The following is a 24,396-nucleotide window of genomic DNA, read 5'->3' on the forward strand; positions in this document are numbered from 1 at the left end:
AATAGTTAAATTGATATACTGCTGCTTTTTTTAAAACTGGCATGAGCTTTTTCAAGCTTTTTAATAAGTTTAGGTGAATATGATTTAATATTTTTTTCCTTGCCACCTTCATATTTTTGAGCGAGTTTCATTCCACCTTTGATCATATTATAGGCAAAGTTCATTAGCTTCGTTTCGCCTGCTATTCTTTTTGGGTTCATAAACATATAAATTTGATAAACGGCAAAGCTTTTTAATAAACGCTTTAAGTTTATTCTAGCTTGTTTGGTTAAACCTTGCAATTGATCTTTTGGGTTTGCAAGGTGTTTATTAGCATCTCTAACTATTTTAGAATGTTGATGCATTAAATAATTACTGACTTCGGCAACATTCTTGTTAATGTGCTTCTCATTCACTTTAAGCATTTTAAGCTTAAAGTTTCTAGTTTTACCTAAATACTTACGGATTAATAAGATAATTCGGCTTTGCAGTTGAATCAAATCCATAGTTTGTTCGTTTAAGATAGCAAGTATTCGCTCTATCTCATACTCAAATTCTTCATTTTGGCTTAATTCTTCAAAAATTTCCTCTACCTCTTTACTCTCAACCACAAGATCATCACTAATACCCATTAATGCATCTTTTATTTGATCGGCAATTTTTTTGGTATCTTCAGAAAACTGATTATTTGTCATAATCTAATTCATTGTTAAATATAGCTTATTTTTATATCAGCAACTTAATTTCTACTTTTCTATTTAAATAATTATTAAGAGATATTTTTTCTGTATCATAATTATAATTGACTAAAAAAGCTACATTTTCTTTAGAAAATGTAGCTATATTCTATGAATGAGCTGTATTTCTTCTATTATGAAGGAGATTATATTTTGTATTGTATAGATCAACAGATGAATCATCTTCTGACTATTCTTCTATATTACTACTAAACCTTTGTGCTAAATTATTGTTATTTTATTACTCTTAAACTCCTAATTTTGATCTTTAAAAAGATTAGTTAGAATGTTTTAATTCTCTTTATAGTCTTAAAATAACTATAGCTTTTATTTTTGCTCATATTCATTATTAGCTTAACCGGTTCTAATATTTCAAAAACAGATTTTTCTGTTTCTTGCAAATTGAGTACCATGTTAATTATTCGAAACAGTTGTTTTTATAATTTAACTTTAAGGTTAACTCAAAAAAATCAACTTAGCTAAAAAATAAAAATATCACAGTTTAGATATTACAATAGTTAAAACATATTAGAAGATGATTTTTAGACAAGAATAAGTTTTATTTCAATAATTATTTATGATATGAGAACTAACAAAAACTAAATGTAGTTTATATATTAAAAATATTCGATATGAAAATAAACAAATATGAATTACACAAAATTCTAACTTTGTGTATTTAATTTAGTAGTAAGGGAAAATTTTAAAGCATTATTGCTTAGGCTTACCGAAAAATATTGATTAAATAAAAACGTCATTTCTAGATAAAAGTGGAAACCAAGAAAAAAGTGAGGCAGTTTAGTCATATTAGTTTTAAATTAAACCCAATTGTATTTGTGCTTTTGACTGTGGTGACTCCTGTTTTTGCAATTTGCAGGAAGTAACATATGAGCAATGCCCAATGACGTTATCTAAGCATTGCCTATTTGTGATGAGAAATGTGTTTCATCAATACCTAAGTGCTTTAATGCATTATGCCATTTACTTTCAGGATTATCAGCAAAAATAAATTCTTTATTGCAATCCATAACCAGCCATAAGTTTTTTTCTAATTCTTCTTCAAGCTGTCCAGATTTCCATGCGGTATAACCGACAATGAATAAACTATTTTTAGGTCCTTTACCAAAAGCTATATCTTCCGAAATTTCTAAATTAGAGCTTACTGCTAAATCATTATGGAAATCCAATAACAAATTTTTATTATAATCGCTAGAATGAAGAAAAAACCCTTTTTCATGTTCTACTGGTCCACCAAGATATATAGGAACCATAACAGGGTTTATTATTTCATCATTTTTTATTTTAAAAAATGATTTTAAATCTATGTGATTTACTAAACGATTAAAAATTAATCCTATTGCTCCTTCTTCCGTATGTGATAACATATAAATTAATGACTTATGGTAAATGCCCTTTGTAATCACATATGGTGTAGCAACGAGTGTTTTACCGGATAAGTTATGAAAAATTTTATCACTCATAAATTAAACTTTAATTATTATAATTAATATATAAGATATAAATCAAATATATTCAATAGAAGTTAACAATAATGATTACATTTTTTGATATTACTATTTTTGCTATTATTACTATTTGCTCATTTTTTGGGTTATATCAAGGCATAATTGGGTTTTTAACTAGAATACTCAGTTTTATTACTTCTATAATGATAGCATATTTCTTATATCAATATATTGCTGAATTAATTGGGAAATATATGGACAATGAGGTTATAAGAATAATTATTGCCGGTGTTATATCTTATGTTATTTCTTTAATTTTATGTGTTTTTATATTTTATAAATTTCTTGCTATAATTTCGTTTATGAGAAACGGTTTTATTGATAGATTCTTAGGGCTGTTAGTAGGATTTGCCGTAGGTGTTACTATCTCGGTAGTACTATTTTTTATAACAATGATTTTTACTTCTGAAAATTATTTTAAAAGTAAATCTTTAAAAGATTTTATAGTAAGTAGCAAACAGAGCAAATATTCAGGGGTGCTGAAAGTTTCTGTCACCACTGATTATTTAGATAAATTAAGTAAAAATATTATATTTATAATTCCAAACGAGACTTTCAAATCTATTGAAATATTTGAAAATAGAGACTTTAATAATTTTAAAAACTCTCTTAAGAAATCGAATGATTCTAACGATGATGAGGATATCTTTTCTCAAGAATTACAAGATGAGCTTTATAGATTATAAATAAATTGCTATTACATTGCTTGAAAAACACGTTCGATTTCATTCCTGCTTTCGCGAAAATGAAATTATGAGCTATGCAACGAAAACACTCATTCATGGGATCCAGTTTAAAATATTAATATTATAAAGGTGGATACCTGTAGTCAAGCCACGGTATGATAACTGAATGAATTTTTTAACCCACAAAACAAGTACCATAACCCTACCTAAACAATTTATTCCCTTAAATTGCATAAATTTAATATTTAATAGATATTAATTGAGAGTAAATTAATTATTGTATGTAAACTATAATATGCAAGTAAGTTAAGTGGTAAAACTATTAAAAACAACAATTTATAGTGATGAGATCTTATTAAGAAAAAACTTTTTTAAATAAATTTTTATTACTAACAATTAGTATTTGGTCTACTTTCAAGCATAAAAAGCTTTACAGTAGATACTTCTGCCATGGAGGACATGTTTTAATGGAATCAGGGTTTCCTACAGTATAATGGAGGTAATTATGCTCTACAAAATGTCAATAATATTATTTTAACAGAAAATAGATTTTGATATATAAGTATTAGTATAGGTAATATTAATAATCTTTACGGTTATAGTTCAGATGGATTTGTAATTCATGTAAATAATCCACTCGTACAGTTAATATTAATAACCACTAAGCCCAAATGACAGTTCCAGTGTACAGGTTCTGAATTAATTATTACCAGTATGATATTAGTTCTGTTGATTTTTTAGAAATAGCAGGAGGAGGGTACTAAACTCTTTCTTCAAAAACATTACGGTAAATACTACACAATAATATTCTAACGGTATTGCTAGAGGAATAATAAAAATAAAAAACTAATGTTAAAATAATAGTATTTGTCTAATGTAAGTAGATTATTATGAATCAATCACTTTAAAATCCGCATGTTCATTCTTAGAGATATTATGCTGGAAAAAATTCCGTACTAATCGTAGATTCTTCTAAACAAAATATAAATGTTTAATCTGGGATTGTTATTGATAAGCTTGGAAGTATTGAGGATGGTTATGGTAAAATTCAAGTGCAAGGATAACAAGAATACTGTGTGGATATAGGTATAAGAACAAGAATTGCTGAAATGAATATTGAAACCGGCAAGAAAACTACATGTAAAAGGGATGTATAAAAGACAATTAAAGTAGCAGTCAATAGATATTATATTTGAATAAAAAACTTGATATGTATGCTATTGATAACAGACAATGAAAATGCCGGTAATTTTAGAATTTTACAGGTCGTGGTAAAAAATTCAATAAGGATTTCATCGGTAATATTACTATATAAAATGCTAATCAAGGTAAAGTAACTTAATATACATACTCCTGATATTTACAGTGTCGGTGCAGTAAATAAAAGAATAAAGAAGCTAATATTTACAGGTAACCATGTTCCACAATCTGCATAAAAATATTCAAGGGACTCAAGTTAATTTTTGATGTAGGCACCGATTAAATAATGTACCTGTTGCTGTAGCCGCTACAAATATCACAACTACTGTTAATGTTGTACTTTCGCAGATGAAGTGGCGGTCTCGCTCTCTTTTCACGGTTCATAGCGCTAAGTTTGCTCCTGTAGGTCATTAATTATGATACAGGTACAGAAAACTTTAACTTTACCAATTAATGCACAAGTGCAGGTTCAGGCTCAGCAGCAGAGCCTACAAGTTTAAGTAGCAGTTACACCACCAAAGCTGGAACTAGCAAAAATGTTATTTCTAATGTTGCTGTTCCTACTGTATCGTAAGACCTTAAGGTACTGGAAGCACGTCAAGAAGTGATCAGAGAGAAAACATATGGTAAGAACTTGCTCAGGAATTAGTAAATAATAAAGTTGAGCTTAAAGAAGTTGTAAAGTAGCAGTAGTGATGGTACAGCTATAAACGCTAAAACAAAACAAGAGCAATTCGTAGCAAACTTAGTGCAAATCTCACCTAATAAAGAAAAAGAAACGGTATAGCATTTAGCAGAACAAGGAACACTATCTGTAGTGCCTGTTACACATGAATCAGTAACTTCTAACATTAATATCACCCAGGTGGGGTAAGTATGATAGCAGTTGCAGTAGGTGAGAAAACACTATAATTACTAAAAAAGATTATGGTTTGCCGTGTACTTAGATTCATATGAAGAGTCCTAGCGATAAAGGCACAGTAACAGGAGTCAATCTTTATATCAGGGAAAACCGTCTTGGCGGTATAGCTGTATGAACTCTGACTTTAAGTTTAAAGGTTCTAATTATTGGCAGAAAGTGATATTATTTCTTTATTATGGTCAGCAACAATTTATTAGTTTTAATAACTAATAGCATTGATGCTGTTTGATTATGGATTCCCGCAGTATACGCGGGAATAACATAAAGATATACAAAAAGCTCATTGGAAGGCAGGGAATTACGTATTAAATATGTGATTTATAGACAATGTATTAATTTACTTGCCAAATTTAATTATATTATTAACAGGTATAAACTCAAGTATCTTAATTTATTGTTTTCTTAACTAATGTGTCATCTTTAGGTTCTTACTTTTATGTAAGACCAATCTAATATTTCCTCACATTTTATAGGTTTACCTGTTTTAGGATCTATATAACATTGAATCAAGTAAGTAAATATATATATATTTAATGTATTTATTATTTTACTGCTATATTTCAGCTGCAGTAATTTTAGGAAATAATTTATATACTTTGTGAATATGCAGATTACAAATATTCACAAAATTTGGTACAGATAAATTAGTTGTTTCTTAAATATAAATCAGTTTCATGACTATGAATATTTAAGTATATCCATAATTTTTGCAGAACCCGGATTATCAAAAGTTATTGCTTTTAAGTAATTAAAATTTTGATGAGCAAAACATAAAATAAACTCTGCAAACCAAGTATCTAATAAATAACTGCTAAAAGATAGATTATAATTATTCTCTTCAGCGTATTGAATAATTTCCTTTATAGCTTAATATGATCCCGCTTGTGGCTATCATTTGTCAGCTAAAACACTTTTAAAATGATGAGCTTTAAGCAGTGAATTAGTTTTGAGCAAATTTCTAATTTTTCAAATATAGTAACCACAATGAGCAAATACTATTTAACTTTATATATATGCTGCGTAATATCTTCCTATTTTAGGCTCATTAAATATTTTAATCTTCTAATTGTTCATTGTGAATTCTTATCTTTTCATCATTTTCATAGGATCTATAATAAACATGTAAACTAAATAAACCATACACAAATTCATTAGGGTGATGCTTATAATTTTGTAATTTCAATTTTTTTTACAAGATCAATAGAAGCGTTAGACGTTTTACTCCAGCTTACATTACTAATAAAATTATTACTTTGGATTTTGCTTGCGAGTTCCCACTTAACTGCTCTTGGTTCAGATACCTATTGCTAAGATTAAGATGAATAAATAAAGGATCATTCTTATCTAGACATGCTATAACTGTTTAATCGTCACTTATATATTTTGAGAATAGTTAACTGGATTTTTTTTGAAAAAAACTATTTAATAAATATATTTCATAAGATTTTATTAGCTGTATTGTATAGCTCTAATTAGAATTTATTGTTTTAACCATGAAGCATTATGAATTAAAGGTTATCAACTATTATTTTTAATGTTTTTTTGAATTTCAAGTTCTAATTATAAAATTAGATTATTTAGGTAATACATTTATGGAAAATAGAGAGTGGTGACTCCTACGGGACTCGAACCCGTGTTCCCACCGTGAAAGGGTGGTGTCCTAACCGCTAGACGAAGGGGCCTTAATTTTATAAGTAAACAGGTAGATGCATTAAAAGCTTGCCATCCCGTGATTTACTCACGGGTGAAAGTAAGTTAGGTGTTTTATACAACACCTTTGCAAATATTGCAAGTATAAAAATTATAGGTTTACCTTAAGCTTAATGCTACCTTGATGACTTCGATAATGTTTATTTAGATAATAATTATAATCCAAAGAAATAGTAGTATTTTTTATAATTCCCATAACCCCTGCTCCTAAATTATAGGATGTTTTTGCTTGTTTTGGTATTAGATAATTTTGCTTGAATGTATTATCAAATATTTTAACAACTCTATTTATTCTTTGGGTTTTCTCTTTAAAATTATGCTCTACAGCTCCTTGGAATATTAGCCCTAAATTATGAAATTTTAAAGCATCTTTCAAAGGTACTTTAACTTTAGTACCAACAATTCCGGACAATATATTATTCTCTTTCATTGTAAGAGCTATTTCTTGTACATTAATACCAGTTTCATTGTATACCCCGTCTCGTGACTTGCCGTATCTTAAGCCAATATTTGGAGTAATAATGAGATTGTTTTTAACAAGATAATTATAATTTAGTAATGCTTCCGCATTATAACTATGATTACGATGCTTTACATTACTTCTAATTTTAATACCACCGTATGAATAAGTCGTCTTATCTTTAATAAAGTTTTTAGAAGCAGATACTAAGGCTTGTACTAAAAAATTCTTCGGTAATTCTTTTTGTCCGTAAATAGAAACTACATGACTCTTAATAAATTCTTTGTCATTATTTTTACTATTTTTAAATTTAAATACTGAATAAACATTACTATAAGCTATACCTACAATATTATTATCGATTTCAATGTCAAAGCCGATAGTAGCAGCTTTATTAATACCTCTATAACCGGTCATATTGTCAACACGTCCATGATTATTAGTGCCGTACATACCACGAATCCATAAACCTCTTTTTATACGAAAATCTTCTTCATCACCGGATGCAACGGCATTAAGAGCTTCAGAGGAATCTAACCTTGCACTAAGAATAGACTTACTTATATTTTTAACGACTTGAACTCCTTGATTAAGGGTAGGAGCAATTGCTGCAATACTCTTTTTTGCTTCTTCTATTACTTCCTGTTTAAGAGAAGTAACTGTATCAAATTCTGTTGTTGTAAGATTATCCTCTCTAGAGTCATCAGGTAATTGATCTACTAATTCATCTTCAGATTCTGAACCTATTCCTGAGTCATGATCATTATCTTCAGATTCTGAAGCTATTCCTGAGTCATAATCGTTATCTTCAGATTCTGAACCTATTCCTGAGTCATGATCGTTGTCTTCAGATTCTGAAGCTATTCCTGAGTCATAATCGTTATCTTCAGATTCTGAACCTATTCCTGAGTCATAATCGTTATCTTCATCTTCACTATCATCACTTAATATTAATTTATACTCATTACTTGATATAGGTAGTGTAGCAGGTAATCCTTTATCTTCTGCTTTTTGAATACCTGTGTCTATTGACTCTTCATCTTCTGATGATTGTTTCTCTTCTGATTGCAAAGAATTTATAGTTGTATCATCATTGTTTGAACTTAACATTTTCTGTGATGTTGCATCCAAAGTAGAGTCAGGATCTTCCAGGTCTTTAGATTCAAGAATATTAATAACTGATCTGGAACTCCCTGCACTCACTTTTTTAAGTGCATCATTTATTTCTTCAAGAGAAACATTATTTAATTTTGATGGATCTGCTATACATGCATTTATAATATCATGCATAGTTAGTTCTTCTTCTTTTAGCTCTTTAATTTGCTGAGAAGTTTGATCAACTCCTGAGCTTGTACTTGGTAATTGTTCTAGTTCTTGCCTTTTAACCGTTACTGCTATTTGATATGCCTGCAAAACAGCTATTTTATTTCTGATTGATGTTGTTGAATCATTCGAATCAATACCACTAGATACACTGTTTATGTTGTCAACTGAAGATGAGCGTGATAACTCTGAGCATCCTGTGTCTGAATATATAGCAGATTGAAATAAAGAATCTATGGCTTCTATATCTTGTTCTAATTGTGACTGTTTTTTTTGTGGCGCCATATGCTCTATAGTTAATTTCTCAGGTTTTGGGTTATCTTCAAGTACAAAGTATTGTCCTTCCGTATCTCTCTTAGAAGCAATTAATTTTTGAGATTCCTCAGGTACAGCATCATATTCTCTTAGAGGTACAAGCTTTGCTTCAAGTACTGGATCTAAGTGCTCTAATGGTTTTTGTATATTATTATTTCTTCTATTATTTTCTTTGTTATCCTCTAAAGCTTTTTTAACTAATTTTATATCCGTATTATATTTTTCCAATAATTTGCTCACTAATGCTGCTTGCTCTTTTGCTTTATTATCATTTGGATTATGTGTTACATGTACAATAGCTTGCTCTGCTACCAGCTGAGCTTCTTGCTTTTTTCTTTCTAAATCTTTTAATAGGTTCTGAAATAATATAGGATGTTCTATACTATCTGCTCTAGCAATTGTATCTAATTGCTGATTAATATTATCTTGATACCCTAAAGCTTTCAAAGCAGCCACTTCAGACGAAGGTTCTTTTCCAACTTGTAAATATGTACCTTCACCCCAACTTGGATTAAATCCAACATCTGTATCTGTTTCTTTACCTAAACTTACAAAGCCTAAATCCATACTTTTAAGGTCTACTACTGTTTGATCCGGCAACACTGTTGTATAAATTTGTGAATGAGCTTGGTTTGGGACTAAGTACCCATCTTTCTCATCAAGTTGCTTGCCTAAAGTTCCCTGAATTCGACTAGTTAATAGCATGTCTGGCTTCGCTTTTGGCGGCTGCTTATAAATAGAATCTTTAGAATTATAAACAACAGGAGTTAATAACTTTATCTTATCCTCTATCTTATATAATTGTTTAGAATAATCATTCATTTTATCTTGCATTGCTCGTAATGCTGTTCTACTTGTTTCTGTTTCTAAATCACTTACTGTTTTTTCTGCCTTACTTACTAATTTTTCTATATTTTTTAGTTCTTTTTTTATTTTTGCTGATACTTTATTTTTTGCTTCTATTTTTTCCGCTTCCTGCACTTTCTTCTTATAATCCAACATTTGTGTCAGTTGCTCTGAAACTGTCAATTTTATATTTCTTATCTCTTCAGCCTTTTCTGCTTGTTTATTTCTTTCTTTTCTTGTCTTTTCTGCTATGGTTCTAACCTTTTTGTCGTTAGCAGTTTTCTTTTCTTCTTCAGTTTTAGTTAATTTTATCTTCTGCAACAAGGTTTTTTCTTTTCTAACTTTATCTGCTTTTGATTTATTTTCAATCTTTATTGTTTCGCGTTTATCTAATTTTCTTTTGCGTTCTTCAGCAATATGTTGTTGATTTTGTTCTAATTGAGCTTGCTTTATTTGAGCTATGAGTTTTTTCGTATCTGCACTATTTCTTTTTACTTGCTCTGCTTGCGCTTTCTTTTTATCAACTACAGCTTTTCTAACAGCATTGACTCTCTGCTGTTGATTAAACACATCCAATTTTCTTTGCTGATTTAAGAATGGTCCAGCTATCGTTGTCTCTGTAACCGGAGCTTTTTCTTGAGGTTTTGTTAAAACTAATTCATTTACTAAACTATCTATTTCTTGAGATAACTTATCTGCTTCATTTTTTTTATCTGTTAACTTTTTTTCAAATTGCTTTATTTTTTCTATATTTTTTGTTATTTGTGTTTTGTGTTTTGCTCGCTCATTATCACTTTTTATCCCGTTGTTACCATCTTGTAGACTTGTATTTGCCTTAACTAATATTCTTATTTCTTTTTCTATATTTTTTGCTTGTGACTCTACTTTTTGTATTTTTTTCTGGTCAGAGGCTATTCTTGATTTTATCTTTTGTGCTGCTTGTTTAACTTTTTTATCTGATGTTTCAATAGCTGTTATTATCGTACTTAACTTGCTTTTTGCGTTTTCATTATACTTAGATATATGATTTATAATTCCTGCTGTAGTTTCAAGTGTGGTTGGTTTTGGAGGAAGTACGGGTTTAATCGTTGTAATAGCTTGCCCTATCTGTTGTGGCTCACTAAACGATAATCTTCTTTGTACTGCTGCTGGGTTGAACTGTTTATGACCTGCTACTGCATGTTGATTATTTGGAGTAGCATGCGTGGTAGGTTCATACTGAGTGCCAGGTGCTGTAGTATAAATATGTTCCGGTGATGTTGACGGAGTTAAAAATATTGGTGTAGTACTTGGGGTGTTAGGTGCAGTGACAAAGCTACTTGAAGTTGAGCTAACAGTAGGTTGCTCTGTCGGTTCAGGATTATAAGTATTTTGATTTTGTTCTGTTGTTTCATTACCTACTAATGTTTTCCTTCTAGTAGGAGGCCTTTTTCTCTTATTATCAGCAGTACCAAAAGACTTAACACGCTCAAATTTATTATTTATTACAGGTGGTAATAAACCATTATCTCCTCTTTCAATAACATTTAAATTAATATGTTCACTACTCGCGATACCCTCAAAAGGTACTGTCATTATTGCTCCTACTGATGAGATGGAGGCAAGCAGAGAATATTTTAAAAATCTTGATTTTTTAAGCGGGTTTTGTTCTATTAACTTACTCATACAAATACCTCAGTTTAAATTAATATATTAATATAAATAAAAAACGTTGAGTATTGTAATAAATAAGTTAATAAAAAGCAATATATGAGTTTAACTTTTAATTATAAGAAAATTTGGTTCTCATATTGAAAATATTATGGATATAATATATAGTATATTATATTTCTAGTTGAAATAGAATGTTTCGAAATAACTTTGGAAGCAGAATATAATAATTTAAATATTGAGTGTGTTGTTCGTTTTATTTATAGGGTATAGTAATTGATTTTGAGTTTTCATTTACAACAAATTTCATCATTTTTTGTGTTTGCTTAATAGTAACTACTACTAGAAAGTTTAGCATATTTTTACAGTTTTTACTGTATGATTATTGCTTTTATTTTTTGGTGTATTTATCTATAAATATTATGTGACAAATTTACATGGATAAACTCTTTACAAACCAATAATCACAGAAATTAGTATCAATATAGAATCTATAAAACCCACTCTTATAGGAGGACAAGTAGTATTTAATTTTAACATTAAGATTGCAAACATTAATAGAAATCTTGTCAAATGAGCTTATAGAAAGGAATTTGTAGAAGACATAATAAGTAGTGTACAAGAATGTAATTATCAGATCGATGCACAAATTACCTATAGTAAGTAGAGTTTGAGAAGAACTCTACTAAAATGCCTATTTTCCACAGAACTTACTGGTCTAATTGGTTTAAAAAGATAGCTTCTTAGTATTATCTTTAGAAAAAATGTTTTTATAATTACTTATAATTAAAAATTCTTATTAATAAGAACAATAATTGTACCAACGCCGAAATTCATAATTAGAAAACGAAATGCTATGTGGACATTTTAGTTTGTTCTGAATACATCTTACTTCTAACTTTCTTGCTTTTCTTAAAACTAGTATTTGTTGATCTGTTATATCAGTTACTTTCTAAAAAGGAAATGTATGTAGTTTTCTGCTTAAATTATGTAATCCATCTACACCTTTATACCATTTGTGTAAAGTTAATCTCGAAATACTATAAGTGTAGCCACAACTTTCCCTGTATTACCTACCTCTTTATATAAATTAACCCAATTTAAACGTAATCTTAGGATCAATACTGGCATTTTTATAACTAGATCACTGCTAATCTTACATTATTATTGTAATTATGTCTATAAATCATATAATTAAAGCAATAGCTTATAATTCTCTGACCGGTTTTATTACTAATTTCTTGTTATTAAAAATATTAATTTTAGTAAAGAAATTACTTTTTGGCTTTTTAAAATCACGTTTATAATCTTTACCGGTAACGACATTATAGTTAGTAATTAAAGAAGGTATCACCTCATTAATAATATTTTTTTAAAGGTTTTGCTTAGTTTCTTTGGTATTTAAATATCCCCATTTTACGGCTTGCTTAGGTACTCTTGCTAAGGGTTTAATCAAGCTATTGCTCCTTCAATTTTAGGGTTTTTATTTTTATATACGTCAGCTGCCGGTGATAAATTAGTTTGCATATTTTTAAAAGTTCTTGAGCTGGGATAAGCTTGAGTTTTACTGCTGCAGTAAGGCTGTTGCCGTAAGTCAGATAACCTTTGTTGTTTTTAGCAAAAGGATTACCGCTGCATTAAACAAAAATAGCTACATCCTTGCCGTTAGTATTTTGCATACTGCTGCTCCTACCAGTTGCCAGTTAACCATATCAATTATATAGCCGATTTGTGCGAGTAGGTAAGAAATACTTCTGTCTTATTAAGAAGAAGCCACCTTATTACGATTGGATGAGCAGATTGGACAAAAATACGTGTCAATAATTTTGATACTTCTTGCTTAACAGTCTGTAGCTTGTGTATTTACTTTTTTAAATTGTCAAAAATTGATTTTATTTTCTGACCTGAAGCGGAGTGTCTGTATAAACTCTCAAAAAGCTTGGTAGTTTCATAGATTAAATGCAGGTTTGCTAGTTGTTCTTTACTAACTATTAAGCTTATATTAAGAGCGGAATTGATAAATCTTGCAAAATTGCAGCAATCATTGGTAGCTATTTGTAATTTACCGGACTTAATTAATTGCATTGCCAAATGCTCACACTCTATTATTCTATGTCCTACTTATAAATAAATAGCAGGAACATGATCAAGAATGTGGTACATGTTGGTAATATTATTTAATTTAGTAATTCACAACTGCTATTTCAACATCATTTCTAGAATGCAAACATTTATATCAAAATGTAGTGTCAAATACAAGTTCAGGGTTCGGTTTATTTTCTTCTTCTAATAGAAGTTTTACAAAAACTTTAACAATATTTAAAATTAAGGAATACTTTTTTAAACGAAGCAATCTTTAAAAAATTTATCTGACAATTTTAACTGTGTAATTCAAGTAATGTTTTTTGTCTAGTTGCTTTTGAATTTCCTGAACTGTTGTCTCATTCTCTCGGCAAGTTTGTATTACTCTTTACATGTAAAGTACACTCGCAGCTTTCTTTAATTTACCTGCTTTATAATGTAAATCTTATTTATCTCTTGGATCATTAGTAGCGTCTGCTTGGCAAGCATAAATAATACCCTTTTCATAGTAATGGTATTGTTTGTGTGCAGTGCAGCTAGTTCTTTATTAAATACTTCTTTATATACACAGAGTGCTTTAATATAATATTTGTTCTATATATATTCTAATCTATATTAGCTAATTTTTTAAATCATATTATAACCGTTGTTGATGGAAATAGTCTCAACTAAAAATGCTATAGCTCTAGCTATTTCTTACGGTGTACATAGTTTTGGGAGGATTAACACTTTTAAGCACGTCTTCATGTACTACTCATACCATTTCTGTTGCAATATGGAGGCAGTTAAAGGTGAGAAGTAGATTCACATGCTAAGACTTTAGTGAAAACAATAATGGTAGCCTTAGCAGCACAATAATTAGTTTGCTCAATCTTGCCCTGCTTGAGAATTAATTGAACTGATATTTACTATACGACCATAATCTTGGTTTTGCATCTGCTCTATCACACTACTAGACAAAATAAGAATTAAGATTAATATTAATCACATCATTACAATTTTTCTACAAATCTGTAAAATTATACATTCCAACATTTAGTTTTTATGCCGTATTTTTCTTCCATTTCTTTAGCAGCATCGTAATTACTGAAAAATTTAGCAACTACTGCAAGCCCCTTATTTTGTGATTCTAGAGTAGTAGCTTGTCCTATTCCTTTAATCCTGCCTGTTACAATTGCATTTAACCGTTGGTGTTATCGAAGGATTTAAGTCATGACACTGATTCAGTTATTGGTTTAACAACTTGCCTATCACTGCATATTGTGACAGATTCTTGAGGATGACTTGCTTCATATCAAACTTTCTATCCATACTTTTTTCTGCAATTTTATTTGTTTTAGCTGTTACCTCCATTGTAGCATCAAGGTATTTTTCTACTTTTTGGAATACCTGTTTTATTTTCGTTTTTTGTGCCATAATACCCAATAGTTGCGCTATCAGCGTTTTGACAGTATGACTGTTTTTAAGCAATTGCTTATCTAGCTCTCTATATGTTGATATATTTAACTCATTTGCTACCACCCATACTATCTGATTATGTATAGAAAAACCTGTTCTATCCTTACCACTTACACATTGTTAGTATTGCTTCTTTTTGTTGAGCCAAGTATTACTTGTTTTTGCTGTTAGAAAATTAAATTTAGTTAATATTTTCTTTATCAAAAAATAACCTAAAGGGTATATAAGTTTTTTCAACATCTTCTCTTAATTTTATAGCATTTCTTAATGTCTATTTATCGTGCAATTCTAATAATGATTTCTCTATCAATGTTTTTGTATTTTTACAGGTTTATTAATTCCAGAAAGCCGTTTCAAACTTCATCTAGGCTAATATGATGTTGTAAGTTCTTCATGTGAATTTTCTGCTCTTGTTTCAATAGCATCTTTAATATCAAATTATTTGCACCTCTTGCTAAATTAGAAAGACGAATTAATGTTTTCCCATGTTTTCATAGTTTTAATAATCTCCAGATGTATTGATAGGTTCTGAATTTAACGTATTTGTATGGAGTATTTTACCTATTTTTCATTTAAATTGGTAGTTTCTTGCCTAGAACCCTTATTATACGAAAGGGATGTAAGTGCGCCTTCATGTTTTGAATTATGTAATTCTTTACCATCTTTGTCAGTTATTGCAGTAATTTTTTCAAAAGCATTCTTCATACCGGCGACTTGCTGTAATTGTGTTGTGATAAGATGCTTAATGTTTTGAATTACATCGGCCTATTTATTGACTAGTTTTCTTTCTCAAACTAGCATTTTGGTAACCATTTTTTATCTATTCAGTTTTGATATTATTGTTTTTGCTTGTCTGTTCCCTTTTGAAGCTCATTCTGCTTCAACTACTTACCGTATTATATTTTCCTTGCTTATCGGTAATTTTAGCAAGTGTTAATTATATTAATAATGCTGATTGTTAAAATTTTGAAAATCCTTAGTGATATTTAGTTTCTTATGGGCATCTTTAGCACTGTTTTCACTTAGTAATTTGCTACACCGTCAATTTCTGTTTTTATCTTCTTTGAGAGATTTTCTTGAGATTTTTTCATATTCAAGGCATTAAAACTTTTAATAAATTTTACAGTTTCTTTATTTAATTTTAGCACAAGCTCAGATTTATTTTTACCATCTGCTATGTTGATTACTCCTCTGATGGTTAAATATTATATTTCAAAAGATTCAGTGTATAAAACCCATGATTTGTTAGAATTCTTTCGACCATCATATATTAATATAGTATCCGTCTTTTCTTTCAATTTTGATGAGCTTTATACCGGTTTTGTCTTTATATAAAATTTCGAGTTTTGCAATGCCTAAGTAAAATTACCATCTTTAATTGCCTTATTGACCTCTTCTCTATTAGCTCTTAAAGGTTCACCGAATTCTGAATTTTGGTTTAGAGGTGATACTGTCATAAGGTAATATTTTATAATTATTTCACCCCTTGTTATTTTAATTTCATATAATTATATGAAAATTAACTATTAAAAATATTATTTATATGAACATTGATAAATTTACTGCACATGCTAAATCAGTGATAGTTAGTAGCCAATCGCTTGCTGCTAAAAACGATCATCAACAAATATTACCTTTGCATTTATTATCTAGTCTTTTAAGTGAGGAAACAGGCATTATCAGGAGTATTATTAATAATATCGGTGGTGATTTAAATATAATACACTCTCAAGTCAAAGCAGAGCTAAATAAAATACCGCAAGTACAAGTTGCAGGCGGAGGACAAGTTTATTCTTCTGCTGAAGCTCTTAAAGTTTTAGAAAAAGCGAGTAGCCTTGCTAAAGATAGTAGTGATAGTTTTGTAACCATAGAGCGTGTACTTGAAGCATTAACTTATGATAATACTATAGCCGGTAAAATTTTAGTGAATAATGGAGTTGGTAGTAAAAAAGTAGCAGCTAGCATTTTGCAGCTTCGTAAAGGTAAAAGAGCTGATACTGAGTCAGCAGAGAATAGCTATAATGCTCTAAAAAAATACGGTAGAGACATAACAGAGTTGGCAGAAAGGTGTATGCTTGATCCAATAATTGGGCGTGATGAAGAAATAAGAAGAACTGTGCAGGTACTATCACGCCGCATGAAAAATAATCCTGTATTGATTGGTGAGCCTGGAGTTGGTAAAACTGCTATAATTGAAGGTTTAGCTCAAAGAATTTTTAGCAAAGATGTACCTGAATCACTTATGAACTGCTGTATTATTGAGCTTGATATGGGAGCATTAATAGCAGGAGCTAAATATCGAGGCGAATTTGAGGAGCGTCTTAAAGCAGTACTTAGTGAAATCAAAGAATCAAGTGGTGAGATTATTTTATTTATCGATGAATTGCATCTATTAGTCGGTACCGGTAAAACCGACGGTGCTATGGATGCCTCGAATTTACTAAAGCCGATGCTTGCTCGTGGTGAGCTACACTGCATTGGTGCTACTACTTTAGATGAATATTGTAAATATATTGAGAAGGATGCCGCACTTGCCCGCCGTTTTCAGCCTGTTTATGTGAGTGAGCCGACTGTTGAGGATACTATATCAATACTTAGAGGCATTAAAGAAAAATATGAATTACATCATGCTGTGCAAATTTCCGACAGTGCAATAGTTGCAGCAGCTACGCTTTCAAATCGTTATATTACTGATCGTTATTTACCTGATAAAGCTATTGATTTGATCGATGAGGCTTGTAGCCGTATGAAAATAGAATTGTCAAGTAAACCTGAAGAGCTTGATGAATTAGATCGTCGTATTATTCAGATAAAAATTGAGCTTGCAGCACTTAAAAAGGAAAATGACGAGCATTCTAAAAAGAAAATTACCCATTTAACAGAAGAACTCGAAAAGTTGGAATCTAAATCATATGATATGAATGCTAAATGGCAGGCGGAAAAGTCTAAATTACAGCAAGCCCAAAAACTTAAGGAAGAGTTAGAACGAGCAAGAATTGATCTAGAGCGTGCTGAGCGTGATGCTAATCTTGCTAAAGCTAGTGAATTAAAATACGGAATTATACCTGAGATTATGAAAAAAATTCAGGAAGCCGAAAGTATGGATAATAAAGGGTTGTTAAAAGAAATTGTATTGGAAAGTGATATAGCAAGTATTATCTCTCGTATTACCGGAATCCCAATTGATACTATGCTGTCAAGTGAGCGTGAGCGTTTGCTTGTAATGGAGCAGAAATTACGAGAATCGGTTATAGGCCAGGATGAAGCGATTAAAGGTGTTAGTGATGCAGTTAGAAGATCACGTGCAGGTATTCAGGATATTAACCGTCCGCTTGGTTCGTTCTTATTCTTAGGACCGACTGGTGTCGGTAAAACAGAGCTTACCAAAGCATTAGCTAATTTTCTTTTTGATGATCGTAATGCAATACTGCGTATAGATATGTCGGAATATATGGAGAAGCATACTATTTCTCGTCTGATAGGAGCTCCTCCAGGCTATATCGGATATGATCAGGGTGGCGCACTAACAGAAGCAGTAAGACGCCGTCCTTATCAGGTAATATTATTTGATGAAGTGGAAAAAGCACATCATGATATTTTTAATATTATGCTGCAAATACTTGATGAGGGAAGATTAACCGATAGTCAAGGTATAACAGTTGATTTTAAAAATACTATTATAGTTTTAACATCTAATTTAGGTGCAGAAATACTTGTTAACCAAAAAGAAGGTGAAGATAGTTATAAAGTTAAGAATAAGGTTATGGAGTATGTTAGAGCAGTATTTAAACCTGAGTTTTTAAATAGGCTAGATGAGATTATATTATTTCATCGCCTAAATCGTAACAATATTCACGATATTGTTAAGATTCAACTTGAAAGCTTGAAGAAAATTTTACTAGCACAAAATATTACTATTGAATTTGATGAATCTGCCTTAAATTATTTAGCTACAAAAGGCTATGATCCAAGTTTTGGAGCTAGACCATTAAAACGCCTTATCCAGCGAGAAATACAAAATAATTTAGCTAAGCTGATTTTAGCAGGTGAAATAAGTAGTGGTAAAACGGTTAAAATAAGTAGAGAAAAAGAAGAGCTAAGGATAAGTCTTGTGAATTAAGTCCTAAAGAGTACTAAAATTATTAGTACTTTGAGTTGTTTTGTTAAATACCGTGATCAAGCCCACGGTATAATATTTTGATTGTGTTTTAATCCATGCAGATAATGTCTTTAGAACTTCAGCTAGGTTTATATTTAAAAAATATAGGGTTAACAACTTTCAATCTCAGCTAAATTTATTAATTCTCCTGATAATTTATAATCACCAGTATCAGTAGAGTTAGGAATTTGTAAATCAAATAATAGTGTTTTTTCTTCTTTATACGGATCAACTAAGTAAGAGTTTGTAATATCTTTAACTATTGGCGATAAGTAGCTTGTTGTTTCTATAAGTTTATTAATAGCATTTTGTCCGTCTTTTAATATTTTATCAACTAGTTTTTTATCATTATAAACAGTATTTACGGCACCTATTAAGGTTGTTGATATCTCATATATAATAAAACCATTTTTAATTATATTGGTCATATTAGAGTCTAATTTTGCTGTTTTAGAAAGAATTAAAGAAATAACAGTAGAATATTTATGAAATACATTAGGTAATTCTAAAAAATTATTTACAGCTGAATAGGCAGAATTTGTTGCTTCTGAAAAACAATTAAATGCTTTATATATGTTTTCATAATTATTAGTACTCATAAACTTACCTTTTTTATAGATAATTGCCATGAAACATGGTAATTACATATTATACTACAAATTAAGAAGTGTCAATATTAAAAATTATATAGTAAACTAATTTGAATGCTGTAACGTTATTTGTTGACGTGCCTATATTGACTTCGCTCCTCAAGTCTGTCATAAAATGGGGTTGAGTTTAACTATATTTCTTCCAAGCTCCACCTAGCTTTTGGACAGAAATTCAAAGAAGTAAATAACTTATTATTGTAACGCTCAAGTCCTGCGTATGCAATCATTGCAGCATTATCGGTGCATAAGTGGATAGGTGGATAAATAAGCTGATAACCATATGTTTGAGCACAATTACTTAATATTTTTTGTAAATATTTATTAGCAGCCACACCGCCGGCAATTACTATATTTTTCTTATCACAATTATTTATCATTTGTTCATATGCTCTAACAGCATCCTGTACCTTACTACTGAGAATTTCTCCTATTGTGAACTGAAAACTTGCTGCTATATCATTAACTACAGTATCATTAATTTCCTTTAGGCTCATTATTAAAGTATGTACGGCAGTTTTAAGTCCTGAAAAGGACATATTGCAATTACCGCTGTTAATTATAGGTTTTGGAAATTTATATTTATGAGAATTACCAAATTTTGCTCTTTTCTCAATTTCAGGTCCTCCGGGAAAAGCTAAATTTAACATTTTGGCTACCTTGTCAAAGGCTTCGCCTATGGCATCATCTATAGTAGATCCTAGTATTTTATATTTTCTGAGTCCTAAGATTGCTACAAATTGGCAATGCCCACCTGAAGCTAGTAAGAGTAAATAAGGATAAGGGATATTATTGGTTAATCTTGCGGTTAAGGCATGACCTTCTAAATGATTAATTGCAATAAAGGGTTTTTTTAAAGCGCTGCTTAGTGATCTTGCAAACATTGAACCCACCATAACACCGCCGATTAAACCGGGACCGGAAGTTGCGGCAATTGCACTAATATCCGTTAATTTAGTATTACTTTCTTTTAAGGCACTTTTTAATGCTTTATCTAGATTTGATAAATGAGAACGTGCAGCAATCTCAGGTACTACCCCTCCAAAAACTGCATGTTCTGTATTTTGTGAAATGATTATATTAGACAAGATTTCTCGATTTTCGGTGATTATAGCAGCAGCTGTATCATCACAACTTGATTCTATACCTAAAATTTTTATCATTCAAATTGAAATTAACTAGATACCTTTAAGGTATTTAATTGATTATACAGCTTATAAATAGATTGTTCAGCATCAATAATTTTTTTATTAACTATTTTTAGTAATCTTTCTGAAGATTTTTCTGTTACTTGTGTTGCAGAACTTATTTGCTCCGCTAAATTTTTAAGCGATTCTTGTATTTCTACAAAAGATTTTTTAAATTGTTCTTTAATTGTAATAGATGATTCTTCAAGTTCCTTAATTTTAAAGCATAAATTTTCTAGAAGCTGATCTACTTTAGTTTGCATTAGGCTCAATTTTTGCTTTTGTTTTTCGCTAAGATATCTTAAAGTTTCTTGCATTTTTGCCTGTATCCGCACTTTTGTGGTAAGTTCGAGTTCTGAAGCTAACCCGACTTTACTCATTAAAAATATTATCCATTTGTGAACATCAAAATGATACCATTTTGCACCGTTACGATAATCTGAAGGAAAAGCATGATGGTAATTGTGCCAATTTTCACCGAGTAAGAATAATGCCATCCACCAAATGTCTCCAGCAGTGCCTTTATAATATTTTTTACTACCAGCAAAATGGCATAAAGAATTGACGCAGAATGTTGCTTGCTGTTGCAGGAATCTACCGAGTCCCATAAATAAAAATCCTGCATATGCTGATTGCATAGTGCCGTTAACTAAATAACCGATAAATAAAGGTACAACAATATTCATAAAGGCTGCTATTTGCCAATAATATTTTAGCTGCCATTTTAATAAATTGTTCTTCCCATGCTTAGCCCAAGTAATGCGATCAATAGATTTATAGCTACCGCTTCCAACTAACATCCACCCTATATGAGACCACATAAAACCTAAGAATTTATTGTCAAATTTTAAAGGAGTATGCGGGTCTTGATCTTTATCTGTAAAAGCGTGATGTTTATAATGATTTGATGCCCAAGATAAAGCCGGTCCTTGTAATGTTCCTGCAGACAGCATAACTAAAATAAACTCAGCATATTTATTTATTTTATAAGAATTATGAGACCATAGCCTATGTAAACCGATTCCAACGGTAATATTATTAACATAATAGCTAGCAATTATAAGAATAACTTCAGCTAATCCTATTCCATAATCAAATGAATATTTAACTATAAGAGATATAATCAAAATAGGATAAAATATTAAAGAAAATAAAGCAGGTTTATTTAGTTTACTTAACATAAAATTTACGGTTTTTAGTTTAAAATATACAATTGGTACTTCAATTAGTACATGTAAGTATTATAACATATTTAATATATAAATACAAAGAAAATTTTAGCTACAAAATTCTGGTCGCTATCCTTGCTTAAACAATAACCGGTAAACCAAACGGTTTTAATAAGTAAATATGTCTTTTCCTAAAGTCTTTTATAAATATCTATTAAGACGTTCATTAAATACCTTTTCACTTGCTCATAAAATATTTTTATTTCTCTTGACACAAAAAATACTTAATTTGGAAACTGAACAACAAGTAGTAAAATTTTAAACTCAGTAGGATCTATACAAATGTGCGTCTTTAAATATACGTTTTTCTTTATATTCTTAAATTCAATAATGTTGTCTTGTAAAACTAATTTGTATCTGAATAAACTCTATTTTTTGTTATTAAAGGATTTTCCTGTAATTCTAAACTAATAATCTTGATAACAAGAGGTTAAAAAATAAGTTAATGCTTTTTTTAGAGTTGAAACTCTACCTTAATTATATAAAGTTGCTAAAACATTTTTTATTTTTTCTTCTATAATTAAAACCTCTAGGTAATAGCTGATCAAAAACTGAATTAATCTCAATTAATATTTAAAATAATTAAAACTTTTATAATATATTTTCTAATTTATTAGGGTTTATAGCAGCATACTTTAATTGTAACAAAGAAAAAGAAATGATTATTTTTAAAGATAATACTTGAATTTAATAGTTTTAGTTGCTATAAAGTTTATTTTAGTTTGTTTGGAGATCCTTATATATCATGAGCTTTTATGAATCAGTTTTTATTATACGACAAGATGTGTCATTAAACGATATAGATAAAATTGTTGATGATTTTGCTAAAATTATTAAAGATAATAATGGCACTATCATAAAAAAAGAATATTGGGGGTTAAGAACTTTAGCTTATAAAATCGGTAATAGTAAAAAAGGACATTATTATTTTTTAGGTTTAGACATTACTAGGAATGTAAAAGAAGAAATAGAAAGAAAAATGAAGCTTAATGAAAATATCATTAGATTTCTTACAATTAAAGCAGATTCAATTAGTAGTGAACCTTCGCCGATATTAAAAAATCAGAGTACAGAGAATACTCTGGTAATTGATGTAACAGCTAATAATTAAATTTGTCAGGATTAAGGTTAAAGAATGTTAAAAAGTAATAATGCTAGTGAAACAGCTATAAGCAAAATGGGAGATAAAACTAATAAAAAAGTATTTTTTAGAAGACGTAAAGGATGTCCTCTTTCTGTGCCTAATGCACCTATTATTGATTATAAAAATCCTGAACTTTTAATAAAGTTTGTTTCTGAAGGCGGTAGAATGTTACCAAGCAGGATCACAAATGTTTGTGCAAAAAAACAAAGAAAGTTAAATAATGCTATTAAAATTGCGAGAATTTTAGCGTTATTACCTTTTGTATTTCAAGCTAAATAAAGGCATAATACATGGAAATTATATTAATAAAACCCGTAAGAAAATTAGGTAAAATTGGCGATATACTCAAAGTAGCAGACGGATTTGGTCGTAATTATCTTTTACCGCAAAAATTAGCTATTAGAGCTACTGAGACTAATAAAGAATTAATAGTTAAACAAAAGCACGAATTTGAAGCAAAAGATAAGCAAATAAGAGAAGAAGTAGAAAAAATCAATGCGCTTATTAAAGATCAAAAATTAGTTTTTATCCGTCAAACATCAGATGATGGTAAACTTTTCGGTTCAGTTACTAATAAGGAAATAGCTGATAAATTATCTGAAAATGTATCTTATAATATTATTCATTCAAATATTGTCCTTGATAAAAAAATTAAATCTATCGGAGTTTATACGGTTGAAATAAGACTCCATGCAGAACTTAATTCTATAGTTACGGTTATTGTTGCAAGATCAGAATCAGAGGCACAAGATTATTTACGTGAACAAAAGACTGAAATTTCAGAAACATTAGCTGAATCAGCATAAAATCTTTCTTTATCCTCTAGTTTTATAGATACAAAAATTTTCATAAGCTAAGCAACTGAAAGGATTATGATAATCCAGTAAAATAATTATATTTTTATTCTTCCTTGTTTTGTCAATTTACTGTTGTAAATTTTCTCACAGAAAAACAAGTTATAACAGCATACATTACTGTATAATAATACTAGATATTTTTCAACTATGCTACAGCTAAATCTATGTTGTTTCAGATAGGATGAATTTAAGAGTAAGTCTGCGAAAGCAGTGCAAATAGTACATGAGCGTAGACTTAACTCAAACAATTTGCCTGTATTAAGCTTTTAAAATGATGCT

The 24,396-nt window shown here is 29.8% G+C and carries 13 protein-coding genes, 1 tRNA gene and 1 pseudogene; 5 read left to right on the forward strand and 10 right to left on the reverse strand.

Features of this window, described 5'->3' with window-relative positions:
- Positions 1-5: 5 nt before the first annotated feature.
- On the reverse strand, positions 6-674 hold the full coding sequence (locus tag AAGW17_RS01670) for a DUF5394 family protein (RefSeq protein ID WP_347939203.1): 669 nt from the start codon (positions 672-674) through the stop codon (positions 6-8).
- A 953-nt stretch (positions 675-1,627) separates the two neighbouring features.
- Positions 1,628-2,197 (reverse strand): YqgE/AlgH family protein, encoded by a 570-nt coding sequence (locus tag AAGW17_RS01675; RefSeq protein ID WP_347939204.1) that lies wholly within the window; start codon positions 2,195-2,197, stop codon positions 1,628-1,630.
- Positions 2,198-2,268: 71 nt separating this feature from the next.
- On the opposite strand from AAGW17_RS01675, the gene AAGW17_RS01680 reads away from it, so the two are divergent.
- Complete coding sequence (locus AAGW17_RS01680; protein WP_347939205.1) at positions 2,269-2,928, forward strand: CvpA family protein; 660 nt, start codon at positions 2,269-2,271, stop codon at positions 2,926-2,928.
- 3,729 nt (positions 2,929-6,657) lie between these two features.
- Here the strand turns inward: AAGW17_RS01680 and AAGW17_RS01685 are convergent.
- From AAGW17_RS01685 to AAGW17_RS01705, 5 genes and pseudogenes are all read right to left on the reverse strand, one after another.
- Positions 6,658-6,732 (reverse strand) — tRNA-Glu (locus AAGW17_RS01685).
- Positions 6,733-6,851: 119 nt separating this feature from the next.
- A complete protein-coding gene (locus tag AAGW17_RS01690) occupies positions 6,852-11,369 on the reverse strand; it encodes an autotransporter domain-containing protein (RefSeq protein WP_347939206.1) in 4,518 nt (1,505 codons plus the stop codon).
- 1,192 nt (positions 11,370-12,561) lie between these two features.
- Positions 12,562-13,526, reverse strand: a pseudogene (locus AAGW17_RS01695) (DUF2748 family protein).
- Positions 13,527-14,663: 1,137 nt separating this feature from the next.
- Positions 14,664-14,957, reverse strand: coding sequence for a hypothetical protein (locus AAGW17_RS01700; protein WP_347939207.1), 294 nt, complete (start codon positions 14,955-14,957; stop codon positions 14,664-14,666).
- Between the two features lie 498 nt (positions 14,958-15,455).
- Positions 15,456-15,599, reverse strand: coding sequence for a hypothetical protein (locus AAGW17_RS01705; RefSeq protein WP_347939208.1), 144 nt, complete (start codon positions 15,597-15,599; stop codon positions 15,456-15,458).
- 838 nt (positions 15,600-16,437) lie between these two features.
- Between AAGW17_RS01705 and clpB the strand changes: the two genes are divergently transcribed.
- Positions 16,438-19,014 (forward strand): ATP-dependent chaperone ClpB, encoded by a 2,577-nt coding sequence (gene clpB / locus AAGW17_RS01710; protein WP_347939209.1) that lies wholly within the window; start codon positions 16,438-16,440, stop codon positions 19,012-19,014.
- A gap of 149 nt (positions 19,015-19,163) precedes the next feature.
- Here the strand turns inward: clpB and AAGW17_RS01715 are convergent, their stop codons facing one another.
- The 3 genes from AAGW17_RS01715 to AAGW17_RS01725 all read right to left on the reverse strand — a co-directional run bounded on the left by AAGW17_RS01715 (position 19,164) and on the right by AAGW17_RS01725 (position 22,068).
- On the reverse strand, positions 19,164-19,652 hold the full coding sequence (locus tag AAGW17_RS01715; protein WP_347939210.1) for a DUF5424 family protein: 489 nt from the start codon (positions 19,650-19,652) through the stop codon (positions 19,164-19,166).
- Between the two features lie 182 nt (positions 19,653-19,834).
- On the reverse strand, positions 19,835-20,863 hold the full coding sequence (gene tsaD, locus AAGW17_RS01720; RefSeq protein WP_347939211.1) for a tRNA (adenosine(37)-N6)-threonylcarbamoyltransferase complex transferase subunit TsaD: 1,029 nt from the start codon (positions 20,861-20,863) through the stop codon (positions 19,835-19,837).
- An 11-nt stretch (positions 20,864-20,874) separates the two neighbouring features.
- The gene (locus AAGW17_RS01725; RefSeq protein WP_347939212.1) at positions 20,875-22,068 is read right to left on the reverse strand and encodes an acyl-CoA desaturase; all 1,194 of its coding nucleotides are present in this window, start codon (positions 22,066-22,068) and stop codon (positions 20,875-20,877) included.
- A 793-nt stretch (positions 22,069-22,861) separates the two neighbouring features.
- Here AAGW17_RS01725 and rpsF point away from each other — a divergent pair.
- The 3 genes from rpsF to rplI are packed head-to-tail and all read left to right on the forward strand — an operon-like array spanning position 22,862 to position 24,066.
- The gene (gene rpsF / locus AAGW17_RS01730; RefSeq protein ID WP_347939213.1) at positions 22,862-23,227 is read left to right on the forward strand and encodes a 30S ribosomal protein S6; all 366 of its coding nucleotides are present in this window, start codon (positions 22,862-22,864) and stop codon (positions 23,225-23,227) included.
- Between the two features lie 24 nt (positions 23,228-23,251).
- Positions 23,252-23,539, forward strand: coding sequence for a 30S ribosomal protein S18 (gene rpsR, locus AAGW17_RS01735; RefSeq protein ID WP_347939214.1), 288 nt, complete (start codon positions 23,252-23,254; stop codon positions 23,537-23,539).
- A gap of 11 nt (positions 23,540-23,550) precedes the next feature.
- Positions 23,551-24,066: a 50S ribosomal protein L9 gene (gene rplI / locus AAGW17_RS01740; protein ID WP_347939215.1), complete on the forward strand. Its 516-nt coding sequence runs from the start codon at positions 23,551-23,553 to the stop codon at positions 24,064-24,066.
- Positions 24,067-24,396 lie beyond the last annotated feature (330 nt).

The organism is Rickettsia sp. Oklahoma-10, from assembly GCF_039954865.1.
GTDB lineage: Bacteria > Pseudomonadota > Alphaproteobacteria > Rickettsiales > Rickettsiaceae > Rickettsia > Rickettsia oklahomensis.

Bases quoted from the DNA above. Each gene is read 5' to 3' on its own strand.
- AAGW17_RS01670 (WP_347939203.1), bottom strand. From the start codon at position 674: ATGACAAATAATCAGTTTTCTGAAGATACCAAAAAAATTGCCGATCAA.
- tsaD (WP_347939211.1), bottom strand. From the start codon at position 20,863: ATGATAAAAATTTTAGGTATAGAATCAAGTTGTGATGATACAGCTGCT.
- clpB (WP_347939209.1), top strand. From the start codon at position 16,438: ATGAACATTGATAAATTTACTGCACATGCTAAATCAGTGATAGTTAGT.
- rplI (WP_347939215.1), top strand. From the start codon at position 23,551: ATGGAAATTATATTAATAAAACCCGTAAGAAAATTAGGTAAAATTGGC.
- AAGW17_RS01715 (WP_347939210.1), bottom strand. From the start codon at position 19,652: ATGAGTACTAATAATTATGAAAACATATATAAAGCATTTAATTGTTTT.
- AAGW17_RS01675 (WP_347939204.1), bottom strand. From the start codon at position 2,197: ATGAGTGATAAAATTTTTCATAACTTATCCGGTAAAACACTCGTTGCT.
- AAGW17_RS01725 (WP_347939212.1), bottom strand. From the start codon at position 22,068: ATGTTAAGTAAACTAAATAAACCTGCTTTATTTTCTTTAATATTTTAT.
- AAGW17_RS01705 (WP_347939208.1), bottom strand. From the start codon at position 15,599: ATGAAGAATGCTTTTGAAAAAATTACTGCAATAACTGACAAAGATGGT.
- AAGW17_RS01690 (WP_347939206.1), bottom strand. From the start codon at position 11,369: ATGAGTAAGTTAATAGAACAAAACCCGCTTAAAAAATCAAGATTTTTA.
- rpsR (WP_347939214.1), top strand. From the start codon at position 23,252: ATGTTAAAAAGTAATAATGCTAGTGAAACAGCTATAAGCAAAATGGGA.
- rpsF (WP_347939213.1), top strand. From the start codon at position 22,862: ATGAGCTTTTATGAATCAGTTTTTATTATACGACAAGATGTGTCATTA.
- AAGW17_RS01680 (WP_347939205.1), top strand. From the start codon at position 2,269: ATGATTACATTTTTTGATATTACTATTTTTGCTATTATTACTATTTGC.